The 15,865-nt window shown below is 66.1% G+C and carries 18 protein-coding genes and 1 tRNA gene; 14 read left to right on the forward strand and 5 right to left on the reverse strand.

Going from position 1 to position 15,865, the window contains the following annotated elements; all coding sequences use genetic code 11:
• Nucleotides 1–35: 35 nt before the first annotated feature.
• A complete protein-coding gene (gene tsaD / locus KJJ24_RS07555) occupies nt 36–1,103 on the reverse strand; it encodes a tRNA (adenosine(37)-N6)-threonylcarbamoyltransferase complex transferase subunit TsaD (protein ID WP_214337807.1) in 1,068 nt (355 codons plus the stop codon).
• Nucleotides 1,104–1,165: 62 nt separating this feature from the next.
• Between tsaD and KJJ24_RS07560 the strand changes: the two genes are divergently transcribed.
• Both KJJ24_RS07560 and psaJ read left to right on the forward strand, forming a co-directional pair.
• Complete coding sequence (locus KJJ24_RS07560; protein ID WP_214343453.1) at nt 1,166–1,645, forward strand: Photosystem I reaction center subunit III; 480 nt, start codon at nt 1,166–1,168, stop codon at nt 1,643–1,645.
• A gap of 46 nt (nt 1,646–1,691) precedes the next feature.
• Nucleotides 1,692–1,808, forward strand: coding sequence for a photosystem I reaction center subunit IX (psaJ, locus tag KJJ24_RS07565; RefSeq protein ID WP_214337808.1), 117 nt, complete (start codon nt 1,692–1,694; stop codon nt 1,806–1,808).
• 72 nt (nt 1,809–1,880) lie between these two features.
• On the opposite strand, the gene gmk is transcribed toward psaJ, so the two are convergent.
• Nucleotides 1,881–2,450 (reverse strand): guanylate kinase, encoded by a 570-nt coding sequence (gene gmk / locus KJJ24_RS07570; protein WP_214337809.1) that lies wholly within the window; start codon nt 2,448–2,450, stop codon nt 1,881–1,883.
• Between the two features lie 60 nt (nt 2,451–2,510).
• Here gmk and KJJ24_RS07575 point away from each other — a divergent pair, with 60 nt between their 5' ends.
• Together KJJ24_RS07575 and tatC are read left to right on the forward strand one after the other, a co-directional pair.
• Nucleotides 2,511–4,253 (forward strand): NFACT family protein, encoded by a 1,743-nt coding sequence (locus tag KJJ24_RS07575; RefSeq protein WP_214337810.1) that lies wholly within the window; start codon nt 2,511–2,513, stop codon nt 4,251–4,253.
• Nucleotides 4,250–5,068: a twin-arginine translocase subunit TatC gene (gene tatC / locus KJJ24_RS07580; protein ID WP_214337811.1), complete on the forward strand. Its 819-nt coding sequence runs from the start codon at nt 4,250–4,252 to the stop codon at nt 5,066–5,068. Before KJJ24_RS07575 ends, tatC begins: the two co-directional genes overlap by 4 nt.
• Here tatC and KJJ24_RS07585 read toward each other — a convergent pair.
• Nucleotides 5,065–5,424: a DUF3067 family protein gene (locus KJJ24_RS07585; RefSeq protein WP_250544521.1), complete on the reverse strand. Its 360-nt coding sequence runs from the start codon at nt 5,422–5,424 to the stop codon at nt 5,065–5,067. The two genes, tatC and KJJ24_RS07585, sit on opposite strands and share 4 nt — an antisense overlap.
• Nucleotides 5,425–5,523: 99 nt before the next feature.
• Between KJJ24_RS07585 and petC the strand changes: the two genes are divergently transcribed.
• From petC to KJJ24_RS07615, 6 genes are all read left to right on the forward strand, one after another.
• A complete protein-coding gene (gene petC, locus KJJ24_RS07590) occupies nt 5,524–6,072 on the forward strand; it encodes a cytochrome b6-f complex iron-sulfur subunit (RefSeq protein WP_214337813.1) in 549 nt (182 codons plus the stop codon).
• Nucleotides 6,073–6,110: 38 nt separating this feature from the next.
• Nucleotides 6,111–7,043 carry a cytochrome f gene (gene petA / locus KJJ24_RS07595; protein ID WP_214343454.1) on the forward strand — a complete coding sequence of 311 codons (933 nt, stop codon included), beginning with the start codon at nt 6,111–6,113 and terminating at the stop codon, nt 7,041–7,043.
• Nucleotides 7,043–7,897 (forward strand): prolipoprotein diacylglyceryl transferase, encoded by an 855-nt coding sequence (gene lgt / locus KJJ24_RS07600; protein ID WP_214337814.1) that lies wholly within the window; start codon nt 7,043–7,045, stop codon nt 7,895–7,897. The genes petA and lgt overlap by 1 nt, the downstream gene beginning before the upstream one ends.
• Complete coding sequence (gene cobM, locus KJJ24_RS07605; protein ID WP_214337815.1) at nt 7,894–8,655, forward strand: precorrin-4 C(11)-methyltransferase; 762 nt, start codon at nt 7,894–7,896, stop codon at nt 8,653–8,655. The genes lgt and cobM overlap by 4 nt, the downstream gene beginning before the upstream one ends.
• Before the next feature lie 59 nt (nt 8,656–8,714).
• Nucleotides 8,715–8,786 (forward strand) — tRNA-Val (locus KJJ24_RS07610).
• A 72-nt stretch (nt 8,787–8,858) separates the two neighbouring features.
• Nucleotides 8,859–9,695, forward strand: coding sequence for a helix-turn-helix domain-containing protein (locus KJJ24_RS07615; protein ID WP_214337816.1), 837 nt, complete (start codon nt 8,859–8,861; stop codon nt 9,693–9,695).
• Here the strand turns inward: KJJ24_RS07615 and KJJ24_RS07620 are convergent.
• Nucleotides 9,676–11,283, reverse strand: a complete 1,608-nt coding sequence (locus tag KJJ24_RS07620) for a Ppx/GppA phosphatase family protein (protein WP_214337817.1) — start codon at nt 11,281–11,283, stop codon at nt 9,676–9,678. The two genes, KJJ24_RS07615 and KJJ24_RS07620, sit on opposite strands and share 20 nt — an antisense overlap.
• Before the next feature lie 134 nt (nt 11,284–11,417).
• Between KJJ24_RS07620 and KJJ24_RS07625 the strand changes: the two genes are divergently transcribed.
• The gene (locus KJJ24_RS07625; protein ID WP_250544522.1) at nt 11,418–12,287 is read left to right on the forward strand and encodes a 4-hydroxybenzoate polyprenyltransferase; all 870 of its coding nucleotides are present in this window, start codon (nt 11,418–11,420) and stop codon (nt 12,285–12,287) included.
• Nucleotides 12,284–13,168 carry an LD-carboxypeptidase gene (locus tag KJJ24_RS07630; RefSeq protein ID WP_214337818.1) on the forward strand — a complete coding sequence of 295 codons (885 nt, stop codon included), beginning with the start codon at nt 12,284–12,286 and terminating at the stop codon, nt 13,166–13,168. The genes KJJ24_RS07625 and KJJ24_RS07630 overlap by 4 nt, the downstream gene beginning before the upstream one ends.
• On the opposite strand, the gene ispD is transcribed toward KJJ24_RS07630, so the two are convergent.
• A complete protein-coding gene (gene ispD, locus KJJ24_RS07635) occupies nt 13,159–13,842 on the reverse strand; it encodes a 2-C-methyl-D-erythritol 4-phosphate cytidylyltransferase (protein ID WP_214337819.1) in 684 nt (227 codons plus the stop codon). The two genes, KJJ24_RS07630 and ispD, sit on opposite strands and share 10 nt — an antisense overlap.
• A 61-nt stretch (nt 13,843–13,903) precedes the next feature.
• Here ispD and KJJ24_RS07640 point away from each other — a divergent pair, with 61 nt between their 5' ends.
• Together KJJ24_RS07640 and KJJ24_RS07645 are read left to right on the forward strand one after the other, a co-directional pair.
• A complete protein-coding gene (locus KJJ24_RS07640; RefSeq protein ID WP_214337820.1) occupies nt 13,904–14,737 on the forward strand; it encodes a glycosyltransferase family 9 protein in 834 nt (277 codons plus the stop codon).
• Nucleotides 14,734–15,837, forward strand: coding sequence for a TrkA family potassium uptake protein (locus KJJ24_RS07645; protein WP_214337821.1), 1,104 nt, complete (start codon nt 14,734–14,736; stop codon nt 15,835–15,837). The genes KJJ24_RS07640 and KJJ24_RS07645 overlap by 4 nt, the downstream gene beginning before the upstream one ends.
• Nucleotides 15,838–15,865: the final 28 nt, after the last annotated feature.

The raw sequence follows: 15,865 nt of genomic DNA on the forward strand, positions 1-15,865 counted from the left end.
GGCTGTTGCCAGTGAGTCTCAAGAGCCTACTGAGATCAAAAGGGCGGCTGCGGTTCATAGAGCACCGTTGCATCCTCCAGCGCTAGCCGAGGGGCCACACCGAGATCGATCCGACTGATCGCACCGGCAGCGAAGCGCTGCTCTGCCGCCACGGCAATCATTGCGGCGTTATCCGTGCAGTAAGCCAGCGGCGCAAGGCGCCACTGAAGACCCAGCTGACCACAGCGCTGCTCCAACCGTTGACGCAGCCGCCGGTTGGCCGCCACACCGCCCACCATCACCAGAGTGCTGAGCCCCTGATCCCTGGCGCAGCGCGTGGTTCTCTCCACCAACACGTCGGCCACCACCTGCTCAAAGCTGGCCGCTACATCGGCCAGAGGGAACGGCTGCCCACCGGTCTCGGCCTCAGCCTTCAGCTGGTTCACCAAACGCAGCACCGCCGTTTTCAAGCCGCTGAAACTGAAGTCGTAGGGATGAAAGCCCCCTGCCGGCAGCGACACACGGCCCTTAGGCAACGCAAAGCGCTGCGGATCACCCTGCTCAGCAGCAGCCTGGATGGCCGGGCCGCCGGGGTAGCCCAGATCCAGCAGCCGCGCCACCTTGTCGAAGGCTTCACCAGCGGCGTCATCACGGCTGCGGGCCAGGCGTTGATAGCGGCCAGGCCCATCCACACGAATCATCTCGGTGTGGCCGCCGCTCACCAGCAGCACCAGATAGGGCCCAGCCGGAAGCGGATCTCCCAGCTGCACCGAGCAGAGATGGCCCTCGAGGTGGTGAATCCCGAGAAAGGGTTTGCTGTGGAGCCGCGCCAGGCTGCGTCCGGTGATGGAGCCAACAAGGAGCGCCCCCACCAAGCCTGGTGCAGCTGTGGCAGCAATCGCATCCAGCTCAGCGAACGTGATGCCGCTCTCGCGCATCACCTGATCAATCAACCCAGGCAGGGCCTCCACATGGCGGCGCGAGGCGATCTCGGGCACCACCCCACCCCAGCGCGCATGCTCCTCTACCTGAGACGCGACAGCGCTCGCCAACACACGTTGATCGCGCACGACAGCTGCCGCTGACTCGTCACAACTTGTTTCGAGGGCCAGCAGGGTTGGCATCAGCTTTGAAGGCCGCACGTAGTGTCCGCAAGTGACATCCTGCCGTGCAGCAGCTGGACCCGATGCGCCGCCTCTTTGCTGTTCTGATTTCTGCCCTGCTGATCTTCGGCTTCGCCCCAGTGGCCAAAGCCGATGTAGCGGGTCTGACCCCCTGCGCTGAGAGCGCCCGCTTCCAGCAGCGCGCAGCTGCTGCAACAACCGACCAGGCCAAGGCTCGCTTTGCGATGTACAGCCAGGCGTCCTGCGGCGCTGATGGCCTGCCCCACCTGATTGTGGATGGCCGCCTCAGCCACGCCGGCGACTTCATCATCCCCGGCATCGCCTTCCTTTACATCGCTGGTTGCATCGGCTGGGCCGGTCGCAACTACCTGATCGCGATCCGTGGTGAGAAAGACGCCACCATGAAGGAAATCCAGATCGATCTACCGCTGGCCTTCAAGAGCACTCTCGCTGCAGCCACCTGGCCCATTGCCGCCTTCGGCGCTCTCACCAGCGGCAAGCTCACCGAGGCCGACGACAAGATCACGGTGTCACCCCGCTGATCAGGCAAGGCCTGTTTTCACCCGCTCCCGCTATCACTCACCAGCGATGAAAAAGTTCCTCACCACAGCTCCGGTTTTCGCTGCGATCTGGTTCACCGCCACCGCCGGCATCCTGATCGAATTCAACCGCTTCTTCCCCGATCTGCTGTTCCACCCGATGTGAACATCGGATTGAAGCTATAGCTCAGGCGGCCTCACAGGGCCGCTTTTTTCATGCTCAATCGTTCGCTGTTGATCAAGCGAGCGCCATCAGCTGCTCGAGCTCAGCCAAAGCACGATCGAGATCGTCGTTCACCAGTGCAGCATCGAATTCAGATTCAGCCTCTAACTCCACCCGAGCCCGCTCCAGGCGACGGCTGATCGCATCTTCGCTGTCAGTGCCACGGCCGCGGATGCGCCGCTCTAGCTCTTCAAACGACGGCGGCTTAATGAAGATCTGAAAGCCACTGGGGAAGCTGCTGCGCACCTGGCGGGCACCCTCCAGCTCAATCTCGAGCAGCACAGGCCGGCCGGCTGTGAGCTGCTGCTCCACCGGCTCCCGCGGGGTGCCGTAGCAATTGCCGGCAAACTCAGCCCACTCCAGCAGCCCTCCCTCGGCCACCTTGACCTCAAACGCGCCGCGATCCAGAAAAAAATAGTGCTGTCCATCCTGTTCGCCGCTGCGCGGTGCGCGCGTGGTGGCCGACACAGACAGCCAGATCTGTGGATGGCGCTGCAGCAAGGCCGAAACCAGCGTGCCTTTGCCTACGCCACTGGGACCTGTGATCAGGAACAGCCGGCCGGCATCGGAGGCCTCAGCAACCATGAGCGATCGAGCGCGGCCCTGCAGAGTAGGAGCGCTGCCGCAGCCTCTTCGCACCTGCCCATGGCCCCTGCCACGCTCCAGGCCATGGATCTCACCAGCTTGCGAGCGGTGCTGAGCGAACTGCAGCCGCAGCTGCTGCCTAGCCGCTTTGAGAAGGCCCAACAGGCTGACAGCCACACGCTGCAGCTGGGCTTTCGCACCCTCAAGCAGCGACTTTGGCTTGAGCTGAGCTGGCAGGCAGAGGCCCCGCGGCTGCTGGCGATCGAGGCCCCGCCACGCCATGGCGATGGCAGCACCTTGGCCCAGCAGCTGCAACACGGCTTGGGCGGCCTTGCCCTGGTGAGCCTGGAGCAGCCGGGCTGGGAGCGTGTGGTGGAACTCGGCTTCGCACCACGTCCCGGTGAAACCATCCAGCGCTGGCTCGTGCTGGAACTGATGGGCCGCCACAGCAATCTGTTTTTGCTGGATGAGCAGCGGCGCGTGGTGGCGGCAGCCCGCCAGGTGCGCCAACAGCAATCGCGGCTGCGGCCCATCGGTACTGGCGATGCCTACAGCCCACCGCCGCCCCTGAGCGGGCAGCCCCCCAACCGCCAGGAGAGCTTCGCCGATTGGCAACGGCAGCTCACGTTGCTGCCGTTGCCGTTGAAGCAGGCGCTGCAAAGTGCCTACCAGGGCATCAGCCCGGCCCTTGCCTTGCAGTTAGCCGGTGATGCTCCACACCTCAGCGAATCCCTGCTGGCCCAACCGGTGAACACGCTGAGCCCAGAGCAATGGCAGCAGCTCTGGCAGCACTGGCAGGCCTGGCTGACGGCCTTGGAGCAAGGACGGTTTGCATACAGCCCAGGGCGCTGTTGTGCCTATCGCTGCTGGATCAACGAACCCTGCGGCAGCGGTGATCGCCCCAAAGCATCCGAAGCGCTGCCGATCAACCAAGACTTGGCCCGCTACCACCACGAGCGACTGGGGGCGCGCTTGGTGCAGCAGCGGCGCCACCAACTCCAGCAACGTCTTGAACATCAGCTGGAGCGGGAACGCAGCCAGCTGATGGACCAGCAGCAGCTGCTCGATCAGGTGGATAGCAGCGATCAGCTGCAGCAGCAGGCTGATGCCCTGCTCTGCCTCGCCCAGCCCAGCCGCGAGCAGGTGGCGCAAGCCCAGTCGCTTTATAAGCGCGCCCGCAAGCTGCGGCGCTCCGTGGCCGCGATCACTCCACGGATCGATCAACACCGCCAGCGGATTGAGCAGCTGGAGGCCAGCCTCACCTACCTCGATCAAGGCCCCACCCACAGCAGCGCCGCTGCCCTCGAGCACCTGAGCAGCCTTGATGACGAGTGCAGCAGCCTGCATGCGCTGAAAGGCCCCAGCCGCGCCCAGCGCCGTCAGCAGGCCACAGCCACCCCCTCACCCCTGGAACTAACCAGCCCCGGCGGCCTGCGCCTACAGGTGGGCCGCAACCACCGCCAGAACGAATGGATCAGCCTGCGCCAGGCCCGCCGCGGTGATCTCTGGTTCCATGCCCAGGAGTGTCCCGGCAGCCACGTGGTGCTGAAAGGGTCCGAGGGGCTCGGCAGCGACAGTGATCTTCAGGCCGCTGCTGATCTTGCCGCCCACTTCAGCCGCGCCCGCGGCAACCAGCGGGTGGCCGTGGTGATGGTGCCCTGCGATGAGCTGCAGCGGATTGCAGGGGCGGGCCCCGGCACCGTGCGCCACCGCGGCGGCGAGGTGCTCTGGGCGGAGCCGGGGCGCGCGTTGGCCCTGCTGAAGGCAGTCGCCCCTAGCCTCAGCGGGGAGCAAGAGCCATGAGCGAGCGCAACAGCCTGCCGGACGGCAACACCGTGCTGCCCGCCCCGGCCCCGATCCGGGTAAACCTCCAGCAGGAGGAGGACGCCTCCACCCATCCCGACGATCAGTTCCCGGGGGAGGTGGAGATGACCCTCGTGGATCACCTCGAGGAGCTGCGGCGCCGCATTCTGCGCAGCCTGCTGGCGGTGGTGGTCGGTGCGGCGGGTTGCCTGCTGCTTGTGAAGCCATTGGTGCGGCTCCTGGAAGTGCCGGCCCAGGGGATTCATTTCCTGCAGCTGGCACCGGGTGAATTCCTGTTCGTCTCCCTGAAGGTGGCCGGCTACAGCGGCCTCACCTTGGCACTTCCCTACGTGTTTTATGAGGCACTCTCCTTCGTGCTGCCAGGCCTCACCCGACGGGAGCAGCGGCTGGTGGCGCCTGCCGTGGCGGGCTCAGCGGTGCTGTTCCTGGCGGGCTTGGCCTTTGCCTGGTGGGCCCTGGTGCCGGCCGCACTCAACTTCCTGGTGAACTACGGCGCGGATGTCGTGGAGCCGCTCTGGTCAATCGAGCGCTACCTCGATTTCGTGCTGCTGCTGATGGTGGCCACAGCCCTGGCCTTCCAGCTGCCGGTGCTGCAGATGCTGCTGGCGGCACTGGGCATCGTGCAAGCCCAAACCATGCTGTCAGCCTGGCGCTTCGTGGTGGTGGCCTCCGCCCTGGCCGGAGCCGTACTCACCCCCTCCACAGACCCGATCACGATGCTGTTGCTCAGCGGTGCGATCACGGCTCTTTACCTGGTGGGGGTTGGCCTGGCGCGGGTTGTGCAGCGGGCCTAGATCAGAAATTCGCTGGCACGGCCTTCGGGGAGCTCGAGCGGCAGGGTCATCGCCTTGCCCAGGCGCGGCTTGTCGCTCGTGGTGCAGAGCCACTGCCGCACCTGGGGCGCCACCCCAAGGCCATTGAGATTGGCGGTGAGTTCCTCGAGCTTGGCGGTGTAGGCCTCGGCCGTCATCGGAAACGACTGCTGCTCGAGATAGCCCCACATCACCTGGAGATAGAGCCTGCCGCGGCGCACGATCAGCTGCAGGTCGTAGGAGGCCTGCCAGCGCTGGCGCAGGATCTCGAGCACTTCCGTGCTGCTAAGCGGGGCGTCGGACGGCAGAACCATGGCGATCGGGGCGCGCAACAGCATGTTGCAGGCTGCCGCCATCCGACCGCTCCAACCAACGGGAGCCGTCGGGGCAAGGTTCATAATGGGCGCCACGTTGCCGTGGCTATCGCGCCGCCCCGTATGACCCAGATCCCAGCAAGCGCCTCGAGTGGTGATGTGCCCGGAATGGGTCGTCGTCAATTCATGAATCTGCTCACCTTCGGGTCGGTGACCGGCGTTGCCCTGGGCGCCCTCTATCCGGTGGTGAGCTACTTCATCCCCCCCAAAGCAGCTGGATCCGGTGGCGGTATCGCCGCCAAGGATGAGCTGGGCAACGCCGTAACCGCCAGTGGCTGGCTGAGCAGCCACCGCGAAGGCGATCGCAACCTCGTGCAGGGCCTCAAGGGTGATCCCACCTATCTGATCGTGGAAGGCAGCGATGCCATCGGCAGCTACGGCATTAACGCCATCTGCACCCACCTGGGCTGTGTGGTGCCCTGGAACGCCGCAGCCAACAAATTCATGTGCCCCTGCCACGGCTCCCAGTACGACGCCACCGGCAAGGTGGTCCGCGGTCCTGCCCCTCTCTCCCTGGCGCTGGCTCACGTGTCGGTTGAGAGCGACAACGTGTTCCTAAGCCAGTGGACCGAAACCGATTTCCGCACCGGCGAGAAGCCCTGGTGGGTCTGATCTCCTCTCCAGTCGTCTCCCCCTCGCCACTCCGCACCATGCGTCGCCCCTTCTCCCTGCTGCTGAGCTCTCTGCTAGCCCTCGGCGCTCTGCTCGTTGCCCCTCAGGCCACCTGGGCCTATCCCTTCTGGGCCCAGCAGAACTACGACTACCCCCGCGAAGCCACCGGCAAGCTGGCTTGCGCCAACTGCCACCTCGCCAAGAAACCCACCCAGGTGGAACTGCCTCAGGCCGTGTTCCCCGATGAAGTGTTCAAGGTGGAAGTGGAGATCCCCTACGACACCAAGATGCAGCAGGTGGCTGGCGATGGCAGCCCCACCGGCCTGAACGTGGGCGCCGTGGTGATGCTGCCCGACGGCTTCACGCTGGCCCCAGCCGACCGTCTCACCGACGAGCTCAAGGAAGAGACCGCTGGTGTTTATGTCACCACCTGGAACGACGAGAATCCCAACATCCTTCTGGTGGGCCCCCTGCCCGGTGATGACCACCAGAAGATCGTGTTCCCGATCCTCTCGCCCGATCCCGCCAGCGATAGCAACATCCACTTCGGTAAGTACCAGCTGCACGTGGGCGGCAACCGCGGGCGCGGTCAGGTGTATCCCACTGGCGAGAAGAGCAACAACAGCGTGTTCACCGCCTCTGCCGCCGGCACCATTGATGCCATCAATGCTGGTGACAACGGCGCCTCTGATGTGGTGATCAAAACCGCGGACGGCACCAGCGTGACCGACACCATCCCCGCCGGCCCCACCCTCACGGCAGCCATTGGTGACGTCGTGGCCGCCGGTGCCGCGCTCACCAACGATCCCAATGTGGGTGGTTTCGGCCAGCTGGACGCTGAGGTGGTGCTCCAGAACCCCAACCGCATTTACGGTCTGCTGGCCTTCTTCGCCGCTGTGGCACTGGCCCAGATCATGCTGGTTCTGAAGAAGAGGCAAGTAGAAAAGGTGCAGGCCGCCGAAGGCATCTGATGCCCCTTGCTTTGTTCACCTCACCTGGGCCCTTGCTGTTTCAGCTTGGGCCCTTTTCATTGCGCTGGTATGGGCTGCTGATCGCTGTGGCCGTGCTGCTTGGCCTGATGCTCGCCACACGGCTGGGCAAACAGCGCGGCATTGAGCCGGCCTTGATCTCCGATCTGCTCCCGGTGCTGGTGCTGGCGGCAGTGGTCGGGGCACGCCTGTACTACGTGGCCTTTGAGTGGCGCCAGTACCAACTCAACTGGCTCGATGCTCTGGCGATCTGGCGCGGGGGTATCGCCATCCATGGCGCGCTGATCGGTGGCACCTTGGCGGTGATCCTCTACACCCGTTGGCGCAAGATCGCCTTCTGGAATCTGATGGATGTTCTCCTGCCCTCGGTGGCGCTGGGGCAGGCCATCGGCCGCTGGGGCAACTTCTTCAACTCCGAGGCTTTTGGCCTACCGACCGATCTGCCCTGGAAGCTCACCATCCCCTACGCCAATCGGCCGCTCGAATTCCTCGACCAGAGCACTTTCCACCCCACGTTTCTCTATGAATCGATCTGGAACCTGGGGGTTCTGGCGCTGCTTCTGGTGCTGTTTGAGCGAGGGGTGCGGGGCAAGCTCAACCTGCCCAAGGGGGCCATCAGCTGCACCTACCTCGTGGCCTACAGCGCTGGGCGTTTCTGGATTGAAGGGCTGCGAATCGACCCGCTCTGCCTGATGGGCACACCGCCCTACTGCGATGGAGGACTGCGCATGGCTCAGCTGGTGAGCCTGGCCCTGATCGCCCTTGGGGCCTTGGGGCTTTACTGGCTTTACGGCCGGCGCCAACCGCTGCCCGATCCCAGTGGAGTCCAGGCATGAGCGGCAAGGTGTGGATCGTGGGTGCAGGGCCGGGCGCGCCGGATCTGCTCACCCTGCGCGCTGCTCGTGTGATCGAGCAGGCCGAGGTGCTGATCTGGACCGATTCGCTGGTGAACCCTCAGCTGGCTGCCATGGCACCTGAGCACTGCGAACGGGTTCGCACCAGCACCCTCACCCTGGAAGAGGTGATGGACGTGATGCTCGATCGCGCCGCTCGTGGCCAACGGGTGGTGCGTCTCCACGATGGCGACACCTGCCTGTACAGCGCCCTGCACGAGCAGCTCTGCCGGCTGCAGGATGCTGAGGTTGACGTGGAGGTGGTGCCTGGACTGAGCGCCTACCAGGCCACAGCCGCGGCTCTGCAGGCTGAACTCACCATTCCCGGCCTGGTGCAAACCATCCTGCTCAGCCGGGCTGGTGGCCGCACCGGGGTTCCAGAGCGCGAACGGCTCGAGCAGCTGGCCTCCCTGCAGGCCTCCCTCTGCTTGTATCTGAGCGCGAGGCACGTGGAAGAGGTGCAAGCTGAGCTGCTCCAGCATTACCCCGCCGACACCCCTGTGGCCATCGCCTACCGGGTGAGCTGGCCAGATCAATGGATCCAGGTGGTTCCGCTGGCGGAGATGGCCCAGGTGAGCCAACAGCGCGAGCTGATCCGCACCACGCTTTACGTGGTGAGTCCCGCCCTGGCGCCACCGGGCCAAGCCCGCTCTCGCCTGTACTCAGCCAGCCATCACCACCTGTTCCGCGGTGGTGCCTGAAGGCCATCAATTGGAAGGCGATGTTCTAAGGTAAACAGGCGCGAGCGAACGGCGCACGCGGGCGATTAGCACAGTGGTAGCGCACTTCCTTCACACGGAAGGGGTCACTGGTTCGAATCCAGTATCGCCCATTTTGAACACGATGATCAGGTGACTGTCAGGCTGTTCAGCCCCACAGTTTTCGGCAAGCCGTTTGTGATGTGATGAATCCACGTCACAATGATCCCAACGACGCAGCCAACGTGGGCGAAGACGCATCCCCGCTGACCGCTCTTGGCACCTGTTTGAGGGAAGCCCGCGAACAGCGCGGCCTGAGCACCACGGCCCTCGCCGCCAAACTGCACATGGGCGAAGAGCAGCTGCTGGCCCTGGAAAGCGGAGATCCGCAACGGCTGCCGGAATTGGTGTTTGTGATCGCCCAGGCACGCCGGATTGCCACAGCCCTGGAGGTGGACATCAACCCTCTGGTGGAGCCGCTGAAACACCAAAGCGCCAAAACCAAGATCAAGCCAGCCCTCTCGCCGTTGAGCAACACACCGGCCAGCAGCCAAGAGCGCAGCCGGGCCCAGCTCACAGCCAGGGGTTACACCGAGGCGGCATCGGCCCGGCGTGGACGTGCCACCACGGCGGTTCGCTGGATCGGCAGCTTGGCCTTACTGGCGGGGTTAGCGGCAGCGGGCCTGTGGGGCTGGCAGCGAGCCCCCGAGCTGGTGGCACAGCTGCTGCCAAAAGCCAACAAACCCCAAAAGGCGGCTCCCCCCCCGGCACCGGCACCCGCGAAGGTGAGCGCGCCTACTCCCGCCACCGAACTCACCATCCGAGCAACGCAGCCGAGCTGGCTGGCCGTGCGCACGGCCAACGGCAAGGTGCTGTTTGAAGGCACCTTCAACGGCACCCGCCAGTTCCCCCTCGCCGGCGGGCTGGAGTTGCTGGCCGGTCGGCCGGATCTGGTGCAGGTGAGCCGTGGTGATCAGCCCGCCAAGCCCCTGGGGCGCATCGATCAGATCCGCTGGGTCAGCTTTAACCCTCCGCCACGCTGATTCCAACCCCTACTGCTTCCTCCACCGCCGCGGCGCAACCCGCCAGGCTCCAGCGCTCCAGGCTGAGGTCTTGACCGGCCTGGATTGGCTCCAACCGGATCGTGCAGCCGTTGCTGCCATCGCGGCACAGCTGCAGGCCTGCCAGGACTGGCTCGGGCCGGCGATCGAGTGCCACCGCCATGCGCAACAACAGCGCCATCGCAGCCACCGTGCGCCGCTGCTCGCGCCCTTCGATCAACTGCCACGACTCATGCCGTTTCTTGGGCAGTGAGCGGCGGTGATAACGGGCGATGGCCGCCACCATCAGATGCTCCAGGTCGGAGTAGCCCAGCAGCTCGCCGTGGCGAATCAGATACCAGCTGTGCTTGTGATACGAGCCGGTATTGATGTGCTGGCCGCAGCTGTGCAGCATCGCCGCGGCCCAGAGCAACTGGCGGCCGCTGCCGTCGTCTTGGTGCAACAGCCCCTGCCCCTGGCTGTAGAGGCTGTGGGCGTAAGCCGCCACCCGCTCGGCTCGCGGCACATCCACCTTGTAGCGCTGAGCCAGGTGCAGCACGGTGCGCTGGCGGATGCTGCTCTGGAAGGCAAAGCGATCCACGATCAGATCGTTGCGCAGCATCCAGTCCACGATCAGGCCTTCGCGAAGAGCCCGCTCGCAGATCACCAGCTCCTGCACACCGAGCATCTCCATGGCGGTCTGAAGAATCAGCGCACCCGGCACGATGATCTCAGCGCGACGCTCATTCAGTTCCGGCAGAGCACGGCGTTGGGCCGGCGTGAGGCTGAGCAGGCGGGTCACCAATTGATCCAGCCGCTGTCGGCTCACGCGGTAGCCCTGCATGCGCAAGGGTGGCCGCGGATCCTCAGCCGCCGCCAGCGCTCCGATCGCCATCGCCGTGCCGCTGGTGGCCACCATCACCGGCGCCTCACCGTGCTGGAGCTGCTGACGCACCTGCAGCACCGCTGGCTCCAGAGAGCCCTGGATGAAAGCCCGCAGGAACTCCACCCGCTTGGGCGGTAGCGGCTCCTCGCGCACGAAATCACGCTGCAGGCGCACCGCTCCCACCCGCGTGCTGGTGAGCGCGCGGGCATCACGGCCATCAGCGAGCACCAACTCCGTGGACCCACCACCGATATCCAAGATCAAATGGGGCTGATCTCCGAAGGCCATGCCCGAGAGCACCCCCAAATAGATCAGGCGGGCCTCCTCAGGGCCGCTCACCAGATCAACCTCCAGGCCGAGATGTTCCTGGATGGATTGCAGAAAATCGCGCCCGTTGGGGGCCTCTCGCACCGCACTGGTGGCGGCGGTCACCACATCGCTGGGCTCCACGCCATGGCTGGCTGCCAACGCACGGCAGTGGCGCAGGGTGGTGAAGGCGCGCTCGATCGCCTCGGGGGTGAGGTTGCCGGTGTCGGGCTCGCGCTCCCCCAACCGCGTTGTGGATTTCTCCGTGAGAATCACCGAGAAGGTGCGCAACTCCATATCCACCGCAGCAACGAGCAGGTGAATGGAGTTGGTGCCGATATCAATGCCCGCAACGGGGCGAACGGAGCTCCCGATGGAGCGGTTGGGAGACTCGCTCACGCCGCCATGGCCTTTCGCGCTGCGCCAGTGTTGCACTGCTCCTGGCCTCAGCCGGCAGCCCTAGGGTTTGCGCCACGTTGTGACATGGCGAATTGGCAGCGGCAGAGGCTCCCCTGGCACAGCTGCAGGCCTGGTTGGCCCTGCTCCGGTGGGATAAACCGAGCGGGCGGCTGATCCTGCTGATCCCAGCGGGCTGGAGCCTGTGGTTGCTGCCTCAGGCTCCACCACCGGCGGTGCTGGTGGGCTGGATCGTGCTGGGTGGCCTGGCGGTGAGCGGTGCAGGCTGCGTGGCCAACGACCTCTGGGACCGCCGCATCGATCCCCTGGTGGAGCGGACCCGGCAGCGGCCCTTGGCCAGCGGCCGCATCGGGGTTGGCGGCGCCCTAGTGCTCCTGGTGATGTGCCTGCTGGCCGCCCTTGCTGTTGTGCTCTGGGGCCTGCCAGCCGGCAGCCGAAGCCTCTGCCTGCTTCTGGCGGTCGCAGCTCTACCGCCGGTGCTGCTGTACCCCTCAGCCAAGCGCTGGTTTGGCTACCCCCAGGCGGTGTTGGCGATCTGTTGGGGCTTTGCTGTGCTGATTCCCTGGGCCGCTGCCCAGGGTTCTCTGCAGGGGGGGTGGCCGCTGGCGGCGGTGTGGCTGGCCACCTGCCTGTGGACCTTCGGCTTCGACACCGTTTATGCCATGGCGGATCAAGACGACGACGCCCGTGTGGGCGTGCGCAGCTCGGCCCTGAGCCTTGGCAAGCGAGCCCCGTTGGTGGTGGGCCTCTGCTACGGGTGTGCCGCGCTACTCGTGGCCTGGGCCGCTGCCCTGCAAGGCGTGAACGGTTGGTTCTGGGGGCTGTGGCTGCTGGCCTGCGCCGGCTGGCTACGGGAAGCATGGCGGCTGCAGCGCCCCCACTTACCCCGCTCCGCCTTTGGCCTGCACTTTCGCCACCAGGTGTTGCTCGGGGCCCTGGTGCTACTGGCGCTGGTGGTGGGCCGCAGCGGTGGTCTCACCCCATGACCGTCTGGCCAGCGCCGCTGCAAGCGGGGGATCGGGTGCAGCTGGCTGCCGCCAGTTCGGCGTTGCAGCCCGATGCCCTCGAGCGCATGGAGGCGGGCATCGCCGTGCTGGAGGGATGGGGACTGCAGGTGGATCGGCACCGCGAGCCTCTGCGCCGCTGGGGCCACCTGGCCGGTAGCGACCCGCAGCGCCTAGCCGACCTCAACCCCTCTGCTCCCCTGGTGGCCGGCCTACGGGGAGGCTGGGGATCGGCGAGGCTGCTGGAGCTCGCCAGCGAACCCGCAGCCCATGGGGTGCCCCACTGGCTACTGGGGTTCTCTGATCTCACGTCGCTGCTATGGGCGCGGCAGGCGGCCGGCCACACCGGCGGCATCCATGGGCCGATGCTCACCAGCCTGGCGGCCGAGCCAGCCTGGAGCCAGGAGCGGCTGCGGCAACTGCTGTTTGGTGAACCTCTTACTGACCTGGAGGGCAGCAGCTGGCAGCCGGGTGTCGCGGAAGGGCCGCTGCTGGTGGGCAACCTCACGGTGGCCACCCATCTCCTTGGCACGCGCCATCTCCCCGATCTGCGTGGGGCTGTGCTGGTGCTGGAAGACATCGGCGAAGCGCCCTACCGCCTCGATCGGATGCTCACCCACTGGCGCCTCTGCGGCGCCCTGCAGCAGCTTGCCGGGATCGGCTTTGGCAGCTTCAGCGGCTGCAGCGACTCCGGCTCACCCCTCAGCTGGCGGGAGGTGCTGCAGGAGCGCACCGCTGACCTAGGCATCCCGGTACTGGCCGATCTACCGGTGGGCCATGAACCGGGCAATGCAGCCCTGCCCATCGGCCAAAGGGTGCGGCTCGATGCCGGGCGCTCTGCGCTGACGCTGCTTCAGGCCTGACGCCCCGCCAGCACCGCCTCCGCAATGGTGAGATCAAAAGGGGTGGTGATTTTGATGTTGGCCGGCGACGACTCCATCACCTTCACCGCCCAGCCCAGGCGCTCAAACAGCGACGCGTCATCGGTAACGCTCCAACCCTCGGTGCGGGCCTGCGCGTGGGCCCGGCGAAGCTGCTCCACCGGAAACCCCTGGGGAGTCTGGGCCCCCCAGAGCTGGGCGCGATCGGGGGTGTCCTGAATCACCCCGGCGCCATCCACCCGCTTGATCGTGTCGGTCACGGGGGCCGCCGCAATCACCGCCTCACCGGCCTGCACAGCCGCTGCGCAGCGATCGATCAGCGCCGGATCCACCAGGCAGCGGGCACCGTCGTGGATCAAGACCGACTCAGCCATGGCCGGCAAGGCCGCCAAGCCATTGCAGACGGAATCCTGGCGGGTGTCGCCGCCCTGGATCCACACCACCGGGCGCTGAGGTCGAGCCGCATGCACCAGCGCCTCGATATCGGCCTGATCCACCGGCTGTCCCACGATGCCGATCCAACCGATCGAACGCGAGGCCAGGGCGGCATCGAGAGTCCAGGCGAGCACAGGCCTGCCCGCCACCTCCAGCAGCAGCTTGTTGCGCTCAGCCCCCATGCGGCGGCCGCTACCGGCACAAGCGATCAGCAAATGCATAGACGCGCTGGAGCTGAGTAATCCCACCTACATACAATCAGCCAACGCTCCGCCTGCGGCCATGCGCGTTCTGTTTCTAGTTCCAGGCGGCATGGCAGCCCAACTCCAGGCGCTGCCCGCAGCAGCGCGAGTCGCCGAGGCACTCAGTGCCCAGATTCAGGTGGCCTGCGCGCCCGCAGCCGGTGGTGCTTGGAGCCTGCTGCCGGCGGTGGAGAAGCTGATCCCGTTCGATTTCAACGGCAACCCCACCCTGGCCGACTGGGCCAACCTGCTCGGCAACGTGCGCGAACCCGATTTCCAGGCCTGCATCAACCTGGCCAGCGGCCGCCAGGTGGATCTGATGCTCTCGATGAGCCACGTTCCCAACCGTGTGGCCAGGGGTGGCTTCTCCGCCACCAGCCGCGTGCAACCTCAAGCGGGCTGGCAAGCGCAGGCCATGGCGGCCTATCTCAACCCGCTGGGGGTGGAGCTCGATGCCAATGCCTTCCGGCTGGCGCTGCCCAAAGCAGCGCTGGAAAAAGCGGCGGCCCAACTGCCCTCCGGCCAAGGGCCTGCCCTGCTGCTGGCGCCAGCCGGGGGAGCCAACGACTGGCCCAACAACCACTGGCAGCAGCTGCCGGAGCTGATCAGCAGCAAATTGCCCGACCTGCGCGTGGTGCACGCCCTTCCCAACGCCAAGCCGCTCCAGCGCGCCGCCCAGATAGCCAGCTGCGACGTTGTGCTCAGCAGCGATCCGATCACCAGCGAACTAGCCCTGCTGGCCGGCATGCCGCTGGTGGCCCTGGGGCGCTCCAGTGCCGATCTACCCAACCGTCAGGGGGTTCAGGGGGTGGGCAGCGGAGCGCTCGCCTCGCTCCAGCCGGCTGAGGTGCTGCAGGCCCTCGGCCTGGGATGAAACGCCAGCGGCGCTCCAGCCGGCGGCGGCGCGGCCTGCGCGGCCTGATCGCCAGCCAACCCTGGGCAGGCCCGCTGCTGGCCCTAGCCCTGGTGGTGAACGGAGGTGCCCTCGGCTACCGCTTCACCGAAGGCTGGGACTGGGGGGATTGCTACTGGATGGTGCTGATCACGCTCAGCACCTTGGGCTTCAGCGATGAGCACACACCGCTGATTCACACCGGCGGCCGCATCGTGACGGCGCTCTTGCTGGTGGGCGGGTTGGTGGTGGTGCAACAGACCATCCAGAAACTGCTGGAATTAACCAACGCCGGCTATTTCCGGCGGTTGCGGGAACGGCGCTACCGCCAACTGCTCAAACGCACGATGAACCGACACGTGATTCTCTGCGGCTACGGCCGAATCGGGCGTGAGATCGCCGAACAGCTCAGCGGTGAGGGCGTGCCGCTGCTGGTGGTGGAAAACGATGCCGACCGCATTGAAGAAGCGCAGCAGCGGGCTCTGAAGGTGCTACAAGGCGACGCCACCCTGGATGAAACCCTTGAGGAAGCCGGCATCCATCACTGCCGTGCTCTGGTGGCAGCCCTGCCCAGTAATGCGGCCAATCTCTACGTGATCCTCAGCGCCCGCGGCCTAGCGCCCCGCACGCGTTTAATCGCCCGCGCCGATAGCGAGGAGGCCGAAGGCAAGCTGCGCCTGGCGGGGGCCGACCAGGTGGTGAGCCCCTACGTGGCCGGTGGCCGCACGATGGCAGCCACCGCCCTGCGCCCCCTGGCGGTGACCTTCATGGATCTACTGGCCGGCAGCGACTGCGAAGTGGAGGAGTTTCTGCTCAGCGAAGACCCCAGTCAGCTGGGAGATCTCAATGGGTCCAGCCTGGCGGAACTGCAGCTGGGCCGCCGCAGTGGTGCTTTGGTGCTGGCGATCCGCAACCCTGATCCCACCGGCTCCGCCACCGACTCCTTGATCGCCAATCCGGGCGGTGGCGTGCGCCTCGCTCCCGGCCAGCTGCTGGTGGTGATGGGCAGCCAGGAACAGCTGCAGCGCTTCGGAGCGTTGCTGGGCAATGGCCTGTCCAGTGTGGAGAGCATGCCCGCCTGAGCGCAGCTCTACGCTCCCCCGAACCCAC

The sequence above is a fragment of the Synechococcus sp. LA31 genome (genome assembly GCF_018502385.1).
In the GTDB taxonomy this organism is placed as follows: domain Bacteria; phylum Cyanobacteriota; class Cyanobacteriia; order PCC-6307; family Cyanobiaceae; genus Vulcanococcus.

Bases quoted from the DNA above. Each gene is read 5' to 3' on its own strand.
- psaJ (WP_214337808.1), top strand. From the start codon at position 1,692: ATGAAAAAGTTCCTCACCACAGCTCCGGTTTTCGCTGCGATCTGGTTC.
- petC (WP_214337813.1), top strand. From the start codon at position 5,524: ATGACCCAGATCCCAGCAAGCGCCTCGAGTGGTGATGTGCCCGGAATG.
- KJJ24_RS07645 (WP_214337821.1), top strand. From the start codon at position 14,734: ATGAAACGCCAGCGGCGCTCCAGCCGGCGGCGGCGCGGCCTGCGCGGC.
- KJJ24_RS07630 (WP_214337818.1), top strand. From the start codon at position 12,284: ATGACCGTCTGGCCAGCGCCGCTGCAAGCGGGGGATCGGGTGCAGCTG.
- KJJ24_RS07575 (WP_214337810.1), top strand. From the start codon at position 2,511: ATGGCCCCTGCCACGCTCCAGGCCATGGATCTCACCAGCTTGCGAGCG.
- ispD (WP_214337819.1), bottom strand. From the start codon at position 13,842: ATGCATTTGCTGATCGCTTGTGCCGGTAGCGGCCGCCGCATGGGGGCT.
- tsaD (WP_214337807.1), bottom strand. From the start codon at position 1,103: ATGCCAACCCTGCTGGCCCTCGAAACAAGTTGTGACGAGTCAGCGGCA.
- KJJ24_RS07560 (WP_214343453.1), top strand. From the start codon at position 1,166: ATGCGCCGCCTCTTTGCTGTTCTGATTTCTGCCCTGCTGATCTTCGGC.
- KJJ24_RS07615 (WP_214337816.1), top strand. From the start codon at position 8,859: ATGAATCCACGTCACAATGATCCCAACGACGCAGCCAACGTGGGCGAA.
- tatC (WP_214337811.1), top strand. From the start codon at position 4,250: ATGAGCGAGCGCAACAGCCTGCCGGACGGCAACACCGTGCTGCCCGCC.
- lgt (WP_214337814.1), top strand. From the start codon at position 7,043: ATGCCCCTTGCTTTGTTCACCTCACCTGGGCCCTTGCTGTTTCAGCTT.
- petA (WP_214343454.1), top strand. From the start codon at position 6,111: ATGCGTCGCCCCTTCTCCCTGCTGCTGAGCTCTCTGCTAGCCCTCGGC.
- gmk (WP_214337809.1), bottom strand. From the start codon at position 2,450: ATGGTTGCTGAGGCCTCCGATGCCGGCCGGCTGTTCCTGATCACAGGT.
- KJJ24_RS07585 (WP_250544521.1), bottom strand. From the start codon at position 5,424: ATGCTGTTGCGCGCCCCGATCGCCATGGTTCTGCCGTCCGACGCCCCG.
- cobM (WP_214337815.1), top strand. From the start codon at position 7,894: ATGAGCGGCAAGGTGTGGATCGTGGGTGCAGGGCCGGGCGCGCCGGAT.
- KJJ24_RS07640 (WP_214337820.1), top strand. From the start codon at position 13,904: ATGCGCGTTCTGTTTCTAGTTCCAGGCGGCATGGCAGCCCAACTCCAG.